Source organism: Citrobacter amalonaticus (genome assembly GCF_002918555.1).
GTDB lineage: Bacteria > Pseudomonadota > Gammaproteobacteria > Enterobacterales > Enterobacteriaceae > Citrobacter_C > Citrobacter_C amalonaticus_A.
Window position 1 is genome coordinate 771,849 of the sequence record NZ_PQMB01000003.1, and the last position, 16,982, is coordinate 788,830.

At 54.9% G+C, this 16,982-nt stretch carries 17 protein-coding genes; 4 read left to right on the forward strand and 13 right to left on the reverse strand.

Going from position 1 to position 16,982, the window contains the following annotated elements; all coding sequences use genetic code 11:
* Nucleotides 1–8 precede the first annotated feature (8 nt).
* From C3432_RS16415 to C3432_RS16430, 4 genes are all read right to left on the reverse strand, one after another.
* Nucleotides 9–308: a DUF4312 family protein gene (locus C3432_RS16415; protein ID WP_103777619.1), complete on the reverse strand. Its 300-nt coding sequence runs from the start codon at nt 306–308 to the stop codon at nt 9–11.
* 2 nt (nt 309–310) lie between these two features.
* A complete protein-coding gene (locus C3432_RS16420; RefSeq protein ID WP_012134368.1) occupies nt 311–673 on the reverse strand; it encodes an SFCGS family glycine-rich protein in 363 nt (120 codons plus the stop codon).
* A gap of 10 nt (nt 674–683) precedes the next feature.
* Nucleotides 684–1,022, reverse strand: coding sequence for a glycine dehydrogenase (locus C3432_RS16425; RefSeq protein WP_181012934.1), 339 nt, complete (start codon nt 1,020–1,022; stop codon nt 684–686).
* Between the two features lie 304 nt (nt 1,023–1,326).
* Entirely contained in the window at nt 1,327–2,820 is a 1,494-nt protein-coding gene (locus C3432_RS16430) for an MDR family MFS transporter (RefSeq protein ID WP_103777621.1), read from the reverse strand.
* Nucleotides 2,821–2,900: 80 nt separating this feature from the next.
* Between C3432_RS16430 and C3432_RS16435 the strand changes: the two genes are divergently transcribed.
* Nucleotides 2,901–3,584: a TetR/AcrR family transcriptional regulator gene (locus C3432_RS16435; RefSeq protein ID WP_103777622.1), complete on the forward strand. Its 684-nt coding sequence runs from the start codon at nt 2,901–2,903 to the stop codon at nt 3,582–3,584.
* On the opposite strand, the gene cybC is transcribed toward C3432_RS16435, so the two are convergent.
* A complete protein-coding gene (cybC, locus tag C3432_RS16440; protein ID WP_103777623.1) occupies nt 3,581–3,967 on the reverse strand; it encodes a cytochrome b562 in 387 nt (128 codons plus the stop codon). The two genes, C3432_RS16435 and cybC, sit on opposite strands and share 4 nt — an antisense overlap.
* Nucleotides 3,968–4,152: 185 nt before the next feature.
* Nucleotides 4,153–5,505, reverse strand: coding sequence for a metalloprotease PmbA (pmbA, locus tag C3432_RS16445; protein ID WP_103777624.1), 1,353 nt, complete (start codon nt 5,503–5,505; stop codon nt 4,153–4,155).
* A gap of 95 nt (nt 5,506–5,600) precedes the next feature.
* Here pmbA and yjgA point away from each other — a divergent pair, with 95 nt between their 5' ends.
* Complete coding sequence (gene yjgA / locus C3432_RS16450; RefSeq protein WP_103777625.1) at nt 5,601–6,152, forward strand: ribosome biogenesis factor YjgA; 552 nt, start codon at nt 5,601–5,603, stop codon at nt 6,150–6,152.
* 82 nt (nt 6,153–6,234) lie between these two features.
* On the opposite strand, the gene mpl is transcribed toward yjgA, so the two are convergent.
* Nucleotides 6,235–7,614 (reverse strand): UDP-N-acetylmuramate:L-alanyl-gamma-D-glutamyl-meso-diaminopimelate ligase, encoded by a 1,380-nt coding sequence (gene mpl / locus C3432_RS16455; protein ID WP_103777626.1) that lies wholly within the window; start codon nt 7,612–7,614, stop codon nt 6,235–6,237.
* A gap of 175 nt (nt 7,615–7,789) precedes the next feature.
* Here mpl and fbp point away from each other — a divergent pair, with 175 nt between their 5' ends.
* Nucleotides 7,790–8,788 carry a class 1 fructose-bisphosphatase gene (fbp, locus tag C3432_RS16460; protein ID WP_103777627.1) on the forward strand — a complete coding sequence of 333 codons (999 nt, stop codon included), beginning with the start codon at nt 7,790–7,792 and terminating at the stop codon, nt 8,786–8,788.
* Between the two features lie 43 nt (nt 8,789–8,831).
* On the opposite strand, the gene C3432_RS16465 is transcribed toward fbp, so the two are convergent.
* The 3 genes from C3432_RS16465 to C3432_RS16475 all read right to left on the reverse strand — a co-directional run bounded on the left by C3432_RS16465 (nt 8,832) and on the right by C3432_RS16475 (nt 12,237).
* On the reverse strand, nt 8,832–9,944 hold the full coding sequence (locus C3432_RS16465) for a methyl-accepting chemotaxis protein (RefSeq protein ID WP_103777628.1): 1,113 nt from the start codon (nt 9,942–9,944) through the stop codon (nt 8,832–8,834).
* Nucleotides 9,945–10,001: 57 nt separating this feature from the next.
* Nucleotides 10,002–11,252: an oligosaccharide MFS transporter gene (locus tag C3432_RS16470; protein ID WP_103777629.1), complete on the reverse strand. Its 1,251-nt coding sequence runs from the start codon at nt 11,250–11,252 to the stop codon at nt 10,002–10,004.
* A 61-nt stretch (nt 11,253–11,313) separates the two neighbouring features.
* Nucleotides 11,314–12,237, reverse strand: coding sequence for an aminoimidazole riboside kinase (locus C3432_RS16475; protein WP_103777630.1), 924 nt, complete (start codon nt 12,235–12,237; stop codon nt 11,314–11,316).
* A gap of 215 nt (nt 12,238–12,452) precedes the next feature.
* On the opposite strand from C3432_RS16475, the gene cscA reads away from it, so the two are divergent.
* Nucleotides 12,453–13,886, forward strand: coding sequence for a sucrose-6-phosphate hydrolase (cscA, locus tag C3432_RS16480; protein ID WP_103777631.1), 1,434 nt, complete (start codon nt 12,453–12,455; stop codon nt 13,884–13,886).
* Between the two features lie 7 nt (nt 13,887–13,893).
* Here cscA and C3432_RS16485 read toward each other — a convergent pair whose 3' ends face one another.
* The 3 genes from C3432_RS16485 to ytfT form a co-directional block, all read right to left on the reverse strand.
* Entirely contained in the window at nt 13,894–14,889 is a 996-nt protein-coding gene (locus C3432_RS16485) for a LacI family DNA-binding transcriptional regulator (protein ID WP_103777632.1), read from the reverse strand.
* A gap of 78 nt (nt 14,890–14,967) precedes the next feature.
* Nucleotides 14,968–15,969, reverse strand: a complete 1,002-nt coding sequence (yjfF, locus tag C3432_RS16490) for a galactofuranose ABC transporter, permease protein YjfF (RefSeq protein WP_103777886.1) — start codon at nt 15,967–15,969, stop codon at nt 14,968–14,970.
* Nucleotides 15,956–16,978 carry a galactofuranose ABC transporter, ATP-binding protein YtfT gene (ytfT, locus tag C3432_RS16495; protein ID WP_146050959.1) on the reverse strand — a complete coding sequence of 341 codons (1,023 nt, stop codon included), beginning with the start codon at nt 16,976–16,978 and terminating at the stop codon, nt 15,956–15,958. Before ytfT ends, yjfF begins: the two co-directional genes overlap by 14 nt.
* Nucleotides 16,979–16,982: the final 4 nt, after the last annotated feature.

Below are 16,982 nucleotides of genomic sequence, written 5' to 3' on the forward strand. Positions count from 1 at the left end.
AAAAAGAATCAGCGTTGCGCGACAAATTCCACCTTGTCCAGATTGATGGCGGTCACGTTGACGGTCACATCCAGCTCCACGCTGTAAGTGTGTCTTTCCCGGCGCAAAAAGAAGAATAAAAAGGCCTCTTTACGCACCGTTTCACGCGCCTGAACAACCTGCACATCCTGTGGCTCAATACGCAGTAAGATATGCGGCGATGCCTTCATCACCGCTGCCTGAACGTGGTTCAGGGCGTCGGCAAAGGCGCGCGTTTTCGCTTCGCCTTTACCGGTGACTCTCACCGTGGTGGTGAATTGCTCTTTCATACCTACGCGCCGTATTTCTTTTGCCACGCCTGAACCAGACGCTCGCCCAGCTCTTCTTTATCCATAAAGCCGAATCCCAGCACGTTGCAGCCTTCATTGATGGCGGTGACGCCCTCATCGACAGAACGCATACCGTATTTGGCTTTATAGCCATACTTGTTTTGCGCAGTGATGGCCCCCGCACCGCCGCTGCCGCAGAACGAAATACCAAAGGTGGCATTTTCTGCTTTCATCACGTCGCCAAGTTTCATATCTGCCGCCACGCCTGGTACCACCACCGCGCGACCGCCCGCTTTCTCGACGCCTGCCGCCACTTTCTGGCCTTTACCCAGACGATCGCCAATCACAACTGTAATCTGTTCCATTTTTTGCTCCTTAAAGATTGTCTTTCGCGACTTCGAAATGGACTGACAGCAGCCAGGCTTCTTCCTCTGGAAGGTTGCCAAACGCTGCGACCACGTCGCGGGCAAGCGCCATTGATTCGGCTGAAATTTCATCAAATAAGCTGGCTTCCACTTCCGGCAAAGGCTCGCCGGTCACTGACCGGTGCGCCATGGCGCGAACATGAGACGTCAGCATTTGTTCCTGTACGGCGTTGGGAATGATGTGATGTTCGCGAAGTAAGGCATATACCTGCGCCAGCATGCGATCGGCCAGTTCACCAACCTGCGTCACCTGTTCCCCCATGTCGTTCATTACTGCTCCGTTATTCACTCGTCATACCCCGTTAATGGCTCTGAAGCTAAACTAACGGCGGGGGTTAAAAGTTTGTAGCGAGTTGTTTTCCACTTCAAAGTGGAAAGGCGAGTGGCGATAGTGATCTGTTCCACAAAAAAGGCGGCATTCACGATGAATCGCTGGAAAAACGTGATGTCTGTCGCGAAGTGAAGCGGAAAAAGGGGGTGGAAAACGCATATTTCCGCAGTCAATGAATATGAAGAAATGTGACCGGGATAGGGTTTACTGATGATAAACGCAGAAAGGCCTGATAGCGATCATCAGGCCTGGAGACGACACGTTAGCGTGTTGCCGTTTTCAACGGTGCCTCCTTAAGCAGCCAGGAGAGAACAAACGCCACCGCCATAATGCAGGCCGCCATCAAAAACGCCGCATGAATGGCGGCGCCAAAGGCATCGAGGTAATCGGTACGAATCTCCGCAGGGAGATGCTGTACGGCAACCGGATTCATCCCCGGCGGTAGCCCGGTCCCTTCCGGCAGCAGACGGAGTAAATTATTTTGCAGCACATGGCTAAACACGGCGCCGAACAGCGCCACGCCAATGCAGCCGCCAATGGAACGAAAGAGCGTCACGCCGGACGTTGCCACCCCATACATTTGTGCAGGCATGGCATTTTGTACCGCCAACACCAGAACCTGCATGACAAGCCCCAGCCCCATTCCCAGCACGCCGGTAAACAGATACAGCTGCCACACAGGCGAGTGGATGGTAATCCGGGTCAACAATATCATTCCCGTCACGCCCAGCAAGGTACCGAGAATCGGGAATATCCGGTACTTACCCGTGTGGCTGATTATGCGTCCGCTAATGACAGAGGTCAGCAGCAGGCCGCCCATCAGCGGAATCAATTGCAGCCCCGCCTCCGTTGGTGTCGCCCCTTTCACGACCTGCAAATAAAGAGGCAGAAAGGTGACTGAGCCAAATAACGACATGCCGATGACAAAACCAATCAGGCTGCACAACAGGAAGCTGCGGTTACGGAATAACGACAGCGGAATGATCGGCTCAAAGGCCAGCCGCTCCTCATAGATAAACCCGGCAACCCCGACCAGGCCAAAAGCCAGAATGCACCACAACTGCGGGTCGCTCCAGGCGCGAACGCTGCCGCCCTCGGTGGTAAAAAGGATAATACACAGCAACGCCATACTGAGATAAAACGCCCCCAGCCAGTCGATCTGATGCAGGCTGCGCTTATTACTGCTGTGAAACACCGCGCCAATGACCAGCAGCGCAAACAGGCCCAGCGGCAGATTGATGTAGAAAATCCAGCGCCATGAAGCATGCTGAACCAGGAAACCCCCGGTCAGCGGCCCAATAACTGTCGCAAGACCAAAAACCCCGCCGAACAATCCTTGATAACGTCCACGGTTAGCGGGCGGAATGACATCCGCGACCGCCGCCATGCTGATGACCATCAGACCCCCACCGCCCAGCCCTTGCAGAGCGCGCATCAGCACAAGCTGCGTCATATTCTGCGCGACGCCACACAACGCGGAACCGACGAGAAACAGCACGATCGCCACCTGCAGGACAACCTTGCGGCCAAACAGGTCCCCAAATTTACCGTACAGCGGCACCACGATAGTCGAACTGAGAATATAGGCGGTCACCCCCCAGGAGAGCTTATCCAGCCCACCCAGTTCACCCACAATGGTTGGCAGCGCGGTAGAAACAATGGTCTGATCCAGTGCCGACAGCAGCATCACCAGTAACAATGCGCTGAACAGCAGGCGAATCGATGGCACTGACTGAGGCGCAACATCAGATTTCATAACATCACTCACTTGAAATTAATTAACTGCATAATTAATATTTAGGGAAATGATGAATTCGGTCAAGAGATCGCTCAGAGATGTCAGCACAAAAAGACAACGAAACCCCTCGCCGCCCTGGACGCCCACGGGGCAAAAAATCAGGAACAGCTAACCGTGAACAGTTGATGGATATTGCGCTGGCGCTGTTTGCACGCCACGGGTTCGCCCCTGTCTCGCTGAATGCTATCGCCAAAGAGGCCGGTGTGACGCCAGCCATGCTGCATTACTACTTCAGCTCACGAGAGACGCTGGTAGAACAGCTGATGGAGGAGCGCTTTATGCCGTTGCGTAATGATATCAGTCAGATTTTTGTTGCCCATCCAGAGGAGCCCGTCGCCGCGCTCAGGCAGCTGGTTGAGGCGCTGGCGAAGATCGCGGAAAAAAATACATGGTTTGCGCCGCTGTGGATGCAGGAGATCATCGGTGAGATGCCGGTGTTACATCAGCATATGCGCAAACGTTTTGGTGATGAGAAGCACCACCAGATGCTGGAGAGCGTGCGCCGCTGGCAGCGGGAAGGCAAAATAAACCCCGCGCTCTCGCCAGAACTGCTGTTCACCTCGTTGATAAGCCTGGTATTAGTGCCGTTTTCGCGTACCCGGACAGACATACGATTACAACATATTGATAGTCAAACCATTGTCGACCACGCGCTGGCGATGATGCGCTCGGGAATAACGGGCAAGCGCTCACCTGACGCATCAGGTGAGCTTAAAGATTAACGATACTTCTTGTGGTACGCGTTGCGGGTGGTTTTAAAATCCTCCGCCGCAGCCTGCGCTTCTTTGACTTTACCTTCGTTCGCCAGCTTCAGCGCGCCGTCGATCTGCCCGACCAGGAGATCAAAACCGTGGCGGAAGTCTTTCATTTCCGGGCTATCAGGCGACTTACCTTCCAGCTTCGGCGGCGTCGCTTTTTGCGCATCCAGCGCAGCGGCACGCATCTTAGTTAACGCGTCTTTCACTTGCGTTGCGTTATCCGCCTTCTCGACCACCTTCAGGTTGTCGTTAAGCGTGTTCATATTGTCTTCAAGATCGGCAGCAAACGCAGAAGATCCAAAAACCAGCGTTGAAGCTGCGACGATCGCTAACAGGTGTTTACGCATTGCTCACTTCCTTTTTTATTATTAACAATAAACTCAGAGCCAGGCCATCAGGCATCACCGGCGCAGGCAGTTTGAGCACTGCCCAGGTTCAAAATGGCAAGCAAAATAGCCTGATGGCCGGGCTCTTAATACCCTGAATAATCCACAAAGCCGTTTTTGTCATGCCGTTCGAAGTATAGCGGGTATTACTGCCCGGCGATTTTCATCTCCGGCAACAGGACCGAACCACACTGTATATTGCTCCGCGTTTCAATATCGTTACCGACGGCGACAATATTGCGCCACATCTCTTTCAGGTTTCCGGCAATAGTGATTTCGCTCACCGGATACTGGATCTCGCCGTTCTCCACCCAGAACCCCGCCGCGCCGCGGGAATAGTCGCCGGTGATCGCGCTGACGCCTTGTCCCATCAGCTCGGTCACCACCAGACCGGTGCCCATCTCTTTAAGCATCTGCTCAAAGCTCAGTCCCTGTCCCGCGATACGCCAGTTATGAATACCGCCCGCATGACCCGTACTCTTCATCCCCAGTTTGCGCGCAGAATAGTTGGTTAACAGCCACTGGGTCAGCACGCCGTCTTTGATAATATCGCGACGTTCCGTGCGCACGCCTTCGCTGTCAAACGGCGAAGAGGCCAGCCCTTTCAGCAGGTGCGGATGCTCTTCAATGGTCAGCCACTCAGGGAGGATCTGCTTACCCAGCGAGTCGAGCAGGAAGGTCGATTTACGATACACCGCCCCGCCCGCAATTGCGCCGACCAGGTGGCCAAACAGACCGGTCGCCACTTCACTGGCAAAAATAACCGGGGCTTTCATTGTCGAAAGCTTACGCGGAGAAAGGCGGGATAAGGTGCGGCGAGCACAGTCTGCGCCTACCCATTCCGGCGTTTGCAGATCGCTCATCGCACGACCAATGGTGTAGGCATAATCACGCTCCATGTCGCCGTTTTCTTCGGCAATCACGCAGCTGGAGAGTGAATGGCGGGTGGAGCAATAGCCCTGCAACATGCCGTGGCTGTTGCCAAATACTTTAATGCCGTAATGGCTGTTAAAGCTGCCGCCCTCGGTATTGGTGATGCGCTTGTCCGCCTGCAAAGAGGCCTGTTCGGCGCGGGCGGCCAGTTCGATAGCGTGATCCGGAGAAACGTCTGCCGGATGGAACAGATCCAGATCCGGCGCGTCAAAGGCCAGAAGCTCTTTATCCGCCACGCCCGCACACGGATCTTCCGAGGTGTAACGCGCAATGTCCAGCGCCGCCTGTACGGTACGGGCAATCGCCTGCGGGCTTAAATCCGTGGACGACGCGCTGCCTTTACGGTTCTGATGATAAACCGTGATCCCCAGCGCCCCATCGCTATTGAATTCGACGTTCTCCACTTCACCATAGCGGGTGCTGACGCTAATGCCGGTGGTTTTACTTACGGCGACTTCTGCACCGTCCGATTTGCCTGAGGCTAACTCCAGCGCTGTCGAGACTGCTTCTTCCAGAATCTTACGTTGCGCTTCAACTTGTGAGATTACTTTCATTGCAAATGCCATAATGTAGAGAGAGTTTCTCTGAAGTCTAACAGAGAACCGTTTTTCAGTGCGCATCTTAACTGGTAACATTAGCCTCTTTTTTTAAGGAGCCTGAAATGACAAAGCAGCCCGAAGACTGGCTCGACGACGTTCCCGCTGATGACATCGAAGACGAAGACGATGAAATTATCTGGGTCAGTAAAAGTGAAATTAAACGCGATGCCGAGGAGTTAAAACGCCTGGGTGCGGAACTGGTCGATCTGGGGAAAAACGCGCTGGATAAGATCCCGCTGGATGCGGATCTGCGTGCCGCTATTGAGCTGGCCCAGCGTATCAAGATGGAAGGTCGCCGCCGCCAGCTGCAGCTGATTGGTAAAATGCTGCGCAGCCGTGATGTCGATCCCATTCGCCAGGCGCTGGATAAGCTGAAAAACCGCCACAACCAGCAGGTGGTGCTGTTCCATAAACTGGAGCAACTGCGCGATCGCCTGATCGTGGAGGGGGATGATGCTGTGGCAGAAGTGCTGAACCTGTGGCCTGACGCTGACCGTCAGCAGCTTCGCTCGCTGGTGCGCAACGCAAAGAAAGAGAAAGAAGGAAACAAGCCGCCGAAATCAGCGCGACAGATCTTCCAGTATCTGCGTGAACTGGCGGAAAACGAAGGGTAATTCATTGCCGGATGGCCCTGTGCTTATCCGGCCAGGGATTCGCGGCAGGCCCGGTAAGCGACAGCGCCACCGGGCCTGCTTCTTACTCTTGCTCTTCAGCCTGGGCTTTTTTCGCCAGACCTTCCAGCAGCTTTTGATGGATACCGCCAAAACCACCGTTGCTCATCACCAGAATATGATCGCCCGGCTGCGCGGTCTTCACGATCATCTCGGCCAGAGCATCAACATCTCCACTCCAGTGCGCGGGTTGAATACAGGCATCCGCCACTTCCGCCACTTGCCACGGAATATGCGGCGGCTGCAACAGGAACACCTCGTCCGCACGGCCTAATGATGGCGCCAGATCGTCCTTGCACAGCCCCATCTTCATGGTGTTTGAACGCGGCTCCAGCACGGCGATAATACGCGCCGTACCGCCAACTTTACCGCGCAGCGCGGCGAGCGTCGCCAGAATCGCCGTTGGGTGATGGGCGAAATCATCGAACACCGTCACGCCATTGGCTTCTCCGCGCAGCTCAAGGCGACGACGGGCGTTGATGAACGATCCCAGCGCGTTAGCCGCATCCGCAGGCGTGACGCCAACATGACGGGCAGCAGCAATCGCCATCAGACCGTTGTGCATGTTGTGCTCGCCAACCAGCCCCCACTTCACCTCGCCGGCTTTCTCGCCGTCCAGCCAGACTTCCCATTCAGAAGCATCGGCGTTGAGCTTCTTCGCCTGCCAGTGACCCTGCTCGCCCACCAGCTCCTGTTCGCTCCAGCAGCCCATCGCCATCGTCTGCTTCAGGTTGATGTCGTTTTCCGGGTAGATGATGCGTCCCTGGCCCGGCACGATACGCACCAGGTGGTGGAACTGTTTCTGAATCGCCTTCAGATCGTCAAAGATATCCGCATGGTCAAACTCAAGGTTATTGAGGATCAGCGTGCGCGGGCAGTAGTGAACAAACTTGGAGCGCTTATCGAAGAACGCACAGTCGTACTCATCTGCTTCAATCACGAAGAAGTCACTTTCGCCCAGCCGCGCAGAAACCTCAAAGTTCCCCGGCACGCCGCCAATCACGAAGCCCGGTTTATAACCACAGGCTTCCAGAATCCAGGTCGCCATCCCTGCGGTGGTGGTTTTACCGTGGGTGCCCGCTACTGCCAGCACCCAGCGATCGCGCAGAACAAAGTCATGCAGCCACTGTGGACCGGACATGAACGGGATGTTCTTCTCCAGCACCGCTTCCACACACGGATTCCCACGCGTCATGGCGTTACCAATGATCACCAGATCCGGCTGCGGATCGAGCTGGGAAGCCTCGTATCCCTGAATCAGGTCAATCCCCTGCTTCTCAAGCAAGGTGCTCATCGGCGGATACACATTGGCGTCCGAACCCGTTACTTCGTGGCCAAGCGAGCGCGCCAGCATCGCCAGACCGCCCATGAACGTGCCACAAATTCCCAAAATATGAATGCGCATACGTCACTATCCTTTTTTAATCTGGGGGCCATTTTACGCATATGTCAGGCAAGTGAGAAACGCATTTAAGGATAATCCGTACTTTGCTGGCGCGATTCACCTGAGCGCGAAGGATGAAATATTTGTTAAGATTGTTGCGATCGCTTTACTCCATACAATTTGCAGGGAAAGTGTTATGAAAACGTTAGGTGAATTTATTGTCGAAAAGCAGCACGAGTTCTCTCATGCAACCGGTGAGCTGACTGCTTTGTTATCGGCAATAAAACTGGGCGCCAAGATCATCCACCGTGATATCAATAAGGCCGGTCTGGTCGATATCCTGGGTGCCAGCGGTGCTGAGAACGTGCAGGGCGAAGTTCAGCAGAAACTCGACCTGTTCGCGAACGAAAAACTGAAAGCTGCACTCAGGGCGCGCGATATTGTGGCGGGCATAGCCTCTGAAGAAGAAGATGAAATCGTCGTCTTTGAAGGGTGTGAACACGCAAAATACGTGGTGCTGATGGATCCTCTTGATGGCTCGTCCAACATCGATGTTAACGTCTCTGTCGGTACTATTTTCTCTATCTATCGTCGCGTAACGCCTGTTGGTACGCCGGTAACGGAAGAAGATTTCCTGCAACCGGGCAATAAACAGGTGGCTGCGGGCTATGTGGTGTACGGCTCCTCAACCATGCTGGTTTACACCACCGGTTGCGGCGTTCATGCCTTTACCTACGATCCGTCGCTGGGCGTATTCTGCCTCAGCCAGGAGCGTATGCGCTTCCCTTCGATCGGCAAGACCTACTCCATCAACGAAGGTAACTACATTAAATTCCCCAATGGCGTGAAGAAGTACATTAAATTCTGCCAGGAAGAAGACCTTTCCACACACCGCCCGTACACCTCACGCTATATCGGCTCTCTGGTTGCGGACTTCCACCGTAACCTGCTGAAAGGCGGGATTTATCTCTACCCAAGCACCGCCAGCCACCCGGAAGGGAAACTGCGTCTGCTGTATGAGTGCAATCCAATGGCTTTCCTCGCAGAACAGGCGGGCGGCAGAGCGAGCGATGGTAAAGAGCGCATCCTGGATATTACCCCGGAAAGCCTGCACCAGCGCCGCTCGTTCTTCGTCGGTAACAACCACATGGTTGAGGACGTTGAACGCTTTATCCGCGAGTTCCCGGACGCGTAATTCGCTATGCCGGATAACGCTGACGCTTATCCGGCGATTCACATCAGGCCGTCTGCAACTTAAACGAGGCCATCGCCGCCATTAACGCATGCGACTGTTCTTCCAGCGAGCGGGTTGCCGCCGAAGATTGTTGTACCAGCGCCGCGTTCTGCTGTGCCGTCTCATCCATCTGACTTACCGCAATATTGACCTGTTCAATGCCGCGACTCTGTTCCTGAGACGCACTGGCGATTTCCCGCATCAGTTTCGTCATGCGCATCACTTCGTTGGCAATCTCATCCATCGTTTCGCCGGCCTGTATCGCCAGATCGCTCCCTTCTCCCACCTGCGACTGTGAATCGCTAATCAGCGTGCGGATCTCCTTCGCCGCCTCGGCGCTGCGGCTGGCCAGGTTACGAACCTCTCCCGCCACCACGGCAAAACCGCGCCCTTGTTCACCCGCACGCGCCGCCTCAACGGAGGCGTTCAGCGCCAGAATATTGGTCTGGAAGGCAATACCATCTATCACGCTCAGTATGTCGCCAATCCGGTGCGAACTTCCGGCAATATCGCGCATTTTCTCAATGACATAACACACCATCTCGCTACCGCGATCGGCAGTGTCTGAAACCGACTGTGCCAGCTGGTGCGCCTGGTTAGCATTTTCCGCATTTTGTTTTACCGTTGCGGTCAGCTCTTCCATGCTGGCGGCGGTCTCCTCCAGCGAAGTGGCGGTCGATTCCGTACGCTGTGCCAGGTGTTGGTTACCCGCCGTCAACTCCCGACTGCCGGTATCAATTTGCGCGCTGGCGTCACGCACGCGCATCACGGATTTACTTAGCGCGGCGCGCATCTCTTCGAGCGCGGAATTCAGGCGATTAAACTCCGTGCTGGCAAACCGGCTCACCGTTACAGACAGATCCCCCGTCGCCAGACATTCCAGCTGCTCAACGACATTATCAAGCGGTTTCAGAAGCTTATTACGCAACATAAACCATATCAGCCCCAGCAGGATGATGGCCCCCAGCGTTGCCCCGGTCATGACGGCATAATAGATCCAGGAGGTAATGATACGTGTGGAAGCGTAGATCCCCATGCTGCACGTCAGCAACAAGAGCAGAGAAAGCAGGGAGAGTAAAACCAGCAAACTGGTCCGAATGGAGAGTGATTTTGGCATTGTTATCTTTCCGGTTGTAGGGATATAGAGAAACTATCGACAACAACCGGAAAAAGTTTACGCTTCTGTCGCTGAATTGAGAGAAGGTTCCAGCGTTGGCCGCTCACGTTTTTTACTCAGGAAGAAAACGCCGAACAGCAGCATCAAGCAGACGATACCCGAGATGGCGAAAAACACGGTCTGGTAGCCTGCCATGTCAAACAGAATCCCTATGGGTGTCGAAAGCAAAACAATGCCCAGTGAGCTGGCAATCTGAAAGCCGATAAGGAAGATAGTCGAGGACAGCCGCTTATCAAAATTCGCCACGCTGTACTTGAAGACGGAGATGACGCAAAGCGGGACCTCGATGGCATGCAGTAACTTCACCAGCGAAATGACCCAGGGATTCACGAACAGGGCGCACGAGAGGATGCGCAGCATCATAATCACCACGCCAATCAGCAACGCGTTTTTTGGCCCAACCCGATTCACAAAGAAGGGGATCATCGCCATGCACAATGCTTCAATCACCACCTGAAACGAGTTGAGATAACCATATACACGCGTTCCGACATCGTGAGATTCAAACAGGCCTGCGTAGAACACCGGAAAAAGCTGTTGGTCGTAAATGTTATAAAAAGACCAGGTTCCCACAATAAACAGGACGAAGATCCAGAAGTTACGATCTTTAAAGACCGCGATAAAATCCTCTTTTTTTACTCCGCCTGCCTCAGTCGCTACGCGCTGCTGCTGGTCTTTAAAGCGCATGTTGATCATCATGAACGCGACGCCAAACAGCGAAACCAGCCAGAAGTTGATATGGGGATTGATACTGAAAAAGATGCCCGCAAAAAATGCGCCAATGGCATAGCCAAAAGACCCCCAGGCGCGGGCGGTACCGTATTCGAAATTAAAACTCCGCGCCATTTTTTCGGTGAAGCTGTCAAGCAAACCACAACCAGCCAGATACCCCAGGCCAAAAAAGAGCGATCCCAGAATCAGCCCCGCGGAGAAATGGCTTTGTAATAACGGTTCATAAACGTAAATCATGAACGGCCCGGTCAGCACCAGGATAATACTCATGCACCAGATAAGGGGTTTCTTCAGGCCGAGCTTATCCTGAATGATGCCGTAGGTGACCATAAACAGCATACTGGTAAACTGATTGACCGAGTACAGCGTGCCTAATTCTGTCCCCGTCAGGCCCAGATGCCCTTTTAACCAAATGGCATACAGCGACCACCACAATGACCAGGATATAAAAAAAAGAAATGAGTAACTGGATGCAAAACGGTAGTACGCATTTCTGAAGGGAATGTTCAGTACCATGATTACCTGCCTGTCGTTAAGTGAATTCACGTCCTGTTCAGAGGCAAAAAACGCCTTATGTTTACCGAAACTGTTCCAGCTCTTGTCGACATGGCAGCGCAGTCATTGCACCTTTAGCCGTCACCGCGAGCGCGCCACAACGCTGGGCGCGGTCTATAAGTTGCGGTAATTCACCCTCCTGAATCGGAAAGCCCGTCGCGGATAAACCGGCCAATAATCCGGCAACAAACGCATCCCCCGCTCCGGTACTGTCAATACAGGTCACGGACATCCCGGAAAAATGGTGAACCTCTCCCCGGTAACAGACCACCACGCCTTCGGCGCCTTTTGTCACCAGCAATAGCGTAATTTTATGTTCTGCCGCCAGAGCGCAAATAACGCTATCGCTGTCATCCTCCCCGCTGATGAACGACAGCTCTTCCTGTGAGAGCTTCACCACATCCGCAAGCTGGAGCGCCTGCAACAGGCACAAACGCAGCAGCTGTGGGTCCTGCCAGAGATCGTCCCGAATATTCGGATCGAAGCTGACAAATCCCCCGGCACGATGTAACTCAGTCATGGCGGTAAATGCGCAGCTCCGTGAAGGTTCAGCGGACAGGGCGATAGAACAGAGATGTAACCATTCGCCCGGTCGCCACTGGGGTAAATCTGTTGATTCTAAAAACAGATCTGCGCTGGGGCGGACCATAAATGTAAATGAGCGCTCGCCCTGATCGTTCAGATCGACCAGCACGGTGGATGTCCGGTGCCATTCATCCTGCTTCAACTGTGTGGTGTCGACGCCTTCCGCGGCGAGCGTTCGTTGCATTAACGCCCCAAAGGGATCGTCTCCCACCCGGCCAATAAAGCCGCTTGATCCTCCTAATCTGGCGATCCCTACCGCAACGTTAGCCGGTGCGCCTCCGGGGCAAGGCAGTAATCGTCCATCCGCTTCAGGCAAGAGATCCACGACCGCATCACCTAAAACCCATACTTTGGCTGACATGTTTATTCCTCACTTCATCTTGCTTACGCACATTGATAAACCGCTTTTTAAGAAATGCGTTGTCAATTTGCGCCGACATGCCTGTTTGATCACAAAACCGCATAGTTAACGTTAACATTTGCGGATATCATCACATTTAGAGAAATAAGGGACTTTATTTTTTAGAAAGTTAACGTTAACAATTCAGCAAATTTGCTGAACCAGGATGATGTAAGATGACGCAATCTCGTTTACATGCGGCGCAAGATGCGCTGGAAAAGCTTCGTGCCCGCCGGGGAAATACCTTTTATCCCCACTTTCACCTCGCGCCTCCGGCAGGATGGATGAACGATCCCAACGGTCTGATCTGGTTTAACGACCGCTATCACGCGTTTTATCAGCATCACCCGATGAGCGAGCACTGGGGACCGATGCATTGGGGGCACGCCACCAGTGAAGATATGATCCACTGGCAACATGAGCCGATCGCCCTGGCCCCGGGAGATGAGGAAGACAAAGATGGCTGCTTCTCGGGCAGCGCAGTAAATGACAACGGCGTGCTGTCGCTCATCTACACCGGCCACGTCTGGCTTGCCGGGGAAGGCAATGACAGTGCGATTCGCGAGGTGCAATGTCTGGCCACCAGCCGGGATGGGATCCACTTCGAGAAACAGGGCGTGGTGCTCACCCCACCAGAAGGAATCATGCATTTCCGTGACCCCAAAGTATGGCGTGAAGCCAATAGCTGGTGGATGGTGGTAGGCGCGAAAGATCCTAGCAACACCGGGCAGATCCTGCTTTATCGCGGCAAATCTTTACGTGAATGGACCTTCGAGCGCGTGATGGCCCATGCTGACGCTGGCGAAAGCTATATGTGGGAGTGCCCGGACTTTTTCAGCCTCGGGGAGCGCCATTATCTGATGTTTTCCCCCCAGGGAATGCAGGCGGAGGGTTATCGCAAGCGGAACCGCTTTCAGAGCGGCGTGATACCGGGTGTATGGTCGCCTGGGCAGATCTTCGCACAGTCGGGTCCGTTTACTGAGCTTGATCATGGGCATGATTTTTATGCGCCGCAAAGCTTTTTCGCTAAAGATGGCAGACGCATTATTATCGGCTGGATGGATATGTGGGAATCCTCCATGCCATCAAAACGTGAAGGCTGGTCGGGTTGTATGACGCTGGCGCGGGAATTGTCAGAGAGCAACGGCAAACTCATTCAGCGCCCGGTTCGCGAAGCCGGGACGTTACGCCAACAGCATCAGCCACTCCCGGCTGGCGAAGTGAGCAGCACATCCATTTTGCAGGAGAACGCGCAAGCGGTTGAAATTCAATTGCAGTGGGATCTTCAGCGCAGCAATGCTGAACATTATGGGCTGCAACTCGGGAGCGGAATGCGGCTTTATGTCGACAATCAGGCACAGCGGCTTATCCTCTGGCGGTACTACCCACAAGAGAACATAGATGGCTATCGCAGTCTTCCCCTCCCGCAAGGTGACACGCTCGCGCTGAGGATATTTATCGATACGTCATCCGTGGAAGTATTCATTAACGAGGGGGACGCGGTAATGAGCAGCCGGATCTATCCGCAGCCAGATGCGCGTGAACTGTCACTCTACGCCGCTCATGGTGAGGCCACGCTGATAAAAGGCGCGCTCTGGCAGCTGGGATAACGCGTTATCAGGCGGAACAACGGATCAGCAGCGGACAAGGGATCCGTTTCTGACCGCCGCCGGTACGCCCTTCAATCACATGCAATGCCGCCTCCCTGCCGATAATGTCGTGCGGAAGCTGAATTGTGGTCAGGGGCGGTAAAAACAGATGCCCTACACCGACCAGATTATCAAACCCCATCACGGCGACATCCTGCGGAATGCGGACCCCTTTTGCCAGAAGCACCTGATAGGCCACGAAGGCGGCGCGATCGTTACCGCAGATCAGTACATCAAAGCCGGGTTTGCCGGACTGAAGCTGTGCATCCAGCAAATCCGCAAGATCGGTGTAATGATCGTCCCCCATTGCCATATGACATTGCATCACCCCTGCCGGATCCCGTCCGGCGTCACGCCAGGCCTGTTCAAAACCCCGGCGGCGATAACCGGTAGCCAGCGCATCTTCCGGGAGCCAGAAGCATAGCGGCTGGCGATAACCGGCCGCGATCGCATACTCGGTCGCCTGGTACTGCGCAGTGTAGTCATCGGGGATATAGCAGGGCAGCGCAGGATCGTCTGCCACGCAATTCGCCAGGACGATATTTTCACCGTGCAGCACCTCAGGCAACGTAATATGACGCAGCCCCATCGTGGTATAGATGATGCCATCCGGACGGTGAGCCAGAAGTTGCCGCGTCGCCCTGGCTGCATCATTTTCAGAGAAGATATTGATCAGAAAGCTGTTCCAGCCAAATTCGCTGGCAGTTTGCTCAATGGCAAGCAGGATATCCACAGAGAAAGGCGTGGTGGCGGTATCCTGCGCCAGCACGGCGAGGGTTGAGGGTTTACGTCCCTGCGCGCGCATCTTACGGGCAGACAGATCGGGAATATAGTTCAGGGTCTGGATCGCCTGCAACACGCTGTCACGCGTTGCAGGACGCACTGATTCCGCATTATTCATCACCCGGGAGACGGTCATCATCGACACTCCCGCGAGGCGCGCAACATCCTTTAATGAAGCCATATCCAACCCGTTAACCGTAAAACAGGCACTGTAGCAAAAACCCCCTGCCCTGTCCTGGACTGCGTCGGCAAACCTGGGTCAGCGCTGACTTTCTGACGCAGAAATACGCGTCACCGGCGAGCTCAGGCGGTTCTCCCAAAGCACCGTCAGCCCGCGCTGTAATGCAATGAAAATAAAAAGTAAAATGCCGATGGCGATTTTCGTCCACCATGAACTGAGCGTGCCGTCGAAATTAATATAGGTCTGGATCAGCCCCTGAATTGCCACACCAAACAGCGTTCCCAGCACCGTGCCAACCCCGCCGCTGAGTAATGTGCCGCCGATAACCACCGAGGCAATAGCGTCCAGCTCGACCCCCACGCCCGCCAGCGCATAGCCCGCCTGGGTGTAGATGGAAAAAACAATCCCGGCCAGCGTCGCCAGCCCGGTTGAAAGCATATAGATACGAATTGTGGCGCTACGGGTGGAAATCCCCATCAAATTCGCGGAGGTCGCATTCCCCCCAATGGCATAAACCTGATTGCCAAATCGCGTGCGGTGGGCGAGAAAGATACCCGCCACCACGACCGCCAGCATCAGCAGCCCCATTGCGCTCAGACGCCCGCCGCCGGGAATTTTCCACGCCAGGCTCGAAAGGGCGTCATAGACGGGATGGTTGATCGGGATCGACTCTTCAGAAACCAGATAGCTCACCCCGCGCAGGAAAAACATCCCCGCAAGTGTGATAATGAACGCCGGAATTTTCAGCGCGTCGATCAGTAGCCCCATAAACGCCCCGAACGCGCAGCCCATCGCCAGCACCAGCGGGAAGGCCAGCAGCGGTGAAATCCCCCAGAAGCCAATCGCTTTTGCCAGGAAGACGCCGGTGAAGGCAATGACCGAACCGACGGAAAGATCGATACCGCCGGAGAGGATCACAAAGGTCATCCCAACGGCGATAATCCCCAGAAAAGCATTATCGGTCAGAATATTGCAGACAACGCGCGTGGAGGCGAAAGCGGGAAACTGCGTCAGGCAGTACAGATAGCCCAGCACGAACACCCCGAGAGTAATCATTAACGGTAAGTTACGTTTTAACACGGCCACGCACTCCTTTTATCAGGCTGATAAAGCGCCGGGACTGCACAATCAGCACGCAAAGCACCACCACGGCTTTGACCACCTGGTTCAGTTCCGGCGGAAAACCGGAGAGCAAAATACCGGTGTTCATCCCCTGAATGATCAGCGCGCCAACCACCGACAGCGCCAGGTTGAAACGCCCGCCCATCAGCGAGCCACCGCCGATCACCACCGCCAGAATGGCGTCCAGCTCCAGCCAGAGTCCGGCGTTGTTGGCATCCGCCCCGCGGATATCCGCCGTCACAATAATGCCCGCAATCGCCGCGCACAGGCCGCTCAGCACATAGGTCAGCATGACGACAATACGGGTGTTCACCCCGGCGTTCTTCGCCGCCCGGATGTTGATTCCCGCCGCTTCAATAAACATGCCCAGCGCCGTTTTGCGGGTCAGCCCCCAGAACAGCACCAGGGTTAACAGGGCAATCATCACCGGCGTCGGAAACAACAGCAGCGAGCCGCTGCCAAACCAGGAAAGAGACGGCGAGCTAAAGGTGACAATCTGCCCTGAGGTGATCAGCTGTGCCACGCCGCGCCCTGCCACCATCAGGATCAGCGTGGCGACGAACGGCTGGATTTTAAGGATCGCCACCAGAATACCGTTCCACAGTCCGGCGAGGATCCCGCTCCCCAGCGCGGCGAGCAGCACCACCGGCAGGCTGTGCCCGGCGACGGTCATTGCGGCCGTGGTCGCCCCCGCAATCGCCATGACGGCGCCAACAGAAAGATCGATGCCACCGGTGGCGATCACCAGCGTCATGCCGATTGCCAGCAGCGCAACGGGCGCGGCCCGGTTGAGAATATCAACAGGACTGCCAAACAGACGGCCATCCTGCAACACAACCTGATAAAAGTGCGGCGCCACCAGGCTGTCCACCAGCAGCACCAGCAGCAATGCCACGAGCTGCGGCATACCTGTCGGCCAGCGGAAGCGTCGTTCTGGCGGCGTGGTTTGCGGGAGAGATTGAGGCATCACA

Bases quoted from the DNA above. Each gene is read 5' to 3' on its own strand.
- C3432_RS16435 (WP_103777622.1), top strand. From the start codon at position 2,901: ATGTCAGCACAAAAAGACAACGAAACCCCTCGCCGCCCTGGACGCCCA.
- C3432_RS16465 (WP_103777628.1), bottom strand. From the start codon at position 9,944: ATGCCAAAATCACTCTCCATTCGGACCAGTTTGCTGGTTTTACTCTCC.
- fbp (WP_103777627.1), top strand. From the start codon at position 7,790: ATGAAAACGTTAGGTGAATTTATTGTCGAAAAGCAGCACGAGTTCTCT.
- cscA (WP_103777631.1), top strand. From the start codon at position 12,453: ATGACGCAATCTCGTTTACATGCGGCGCAAGATGCGCTGGAAAAGCTT.
- C3432_RS16415 (WP_103777619.1), bottom strand. From the start codon at position 308: ATGAAAGAGCAATTCACCACCACGGTGAGAGTCACCGGTAAAGGCGAA.
- mpl (WP_103777626.1), bottom strand. From the start codon at position 7,614: ATGCGCATTCATATTTTGGGAATTTGTGGCACGTTCATGGGCGGTCTG.
- cybC (WP_103777623.1), bottom strand. From the start codon at position 3,967: ATGCGTAAACACCTGTTAGCGATCGTCGCAGCTTCAACGCTGGTTTTT.
- yjgA (WP_103777625.1), top strand. From the start codon at position 5,601: ATGACAAAGCAGCCCGAAGACTGGCTCGACGACGTTCCCGCTGATGAC.
- ytfT (WP_146050959.1), bottom strand. From the start codon at position 16,978: ATGCCTCAATCTCTCCCGCAAACCACGCCGCCAGAACGACGCTTCCGC.
- pmbA (WP_103777624.1), bottom strand. From the start codon at position 5,505: ATGGCATTTGCAATGAAAGTAATCTCACAAGTTGAAGCGCAACGTAAG.
- C3432_RS16485 (WP_103777632.1), bottom strand. From the start codon at position 14,889: ATGGCTTCATTAAAGGATGTTGCGCGCCTCGCGGGAGTGTCGATGATG.
- C3432_RS16475 (WP_103777630.1), bottom strand. From the start codon at position 12,237: ATGTCAGCCAAAGTATGGGTTTTAGGTGATGCGGTCGTGGATCTCTTG.
- C3432_RS16430 (WP_103777621.1), bottom strand. From the start codon at position 2,820: ATGAAATCTGATGTTGCGCCTCAGTCAGTGCCATCGATTCGCCTGCTG.
- C3432_RS16420 (WP_012134368.1), bottom strand. From the start codon at position 673: ATGGAACAGATTACAGTTGTGATTGGCGATCGTCTGGGTAAAGGCCAG.
- C3432_RS16470 (WP_103777629.1), bottom strand. From the start codon at position 11,252: ATGGTACTGAACATTCCCTTCAGAAATGCGTACTACCGTTTTGCATCC.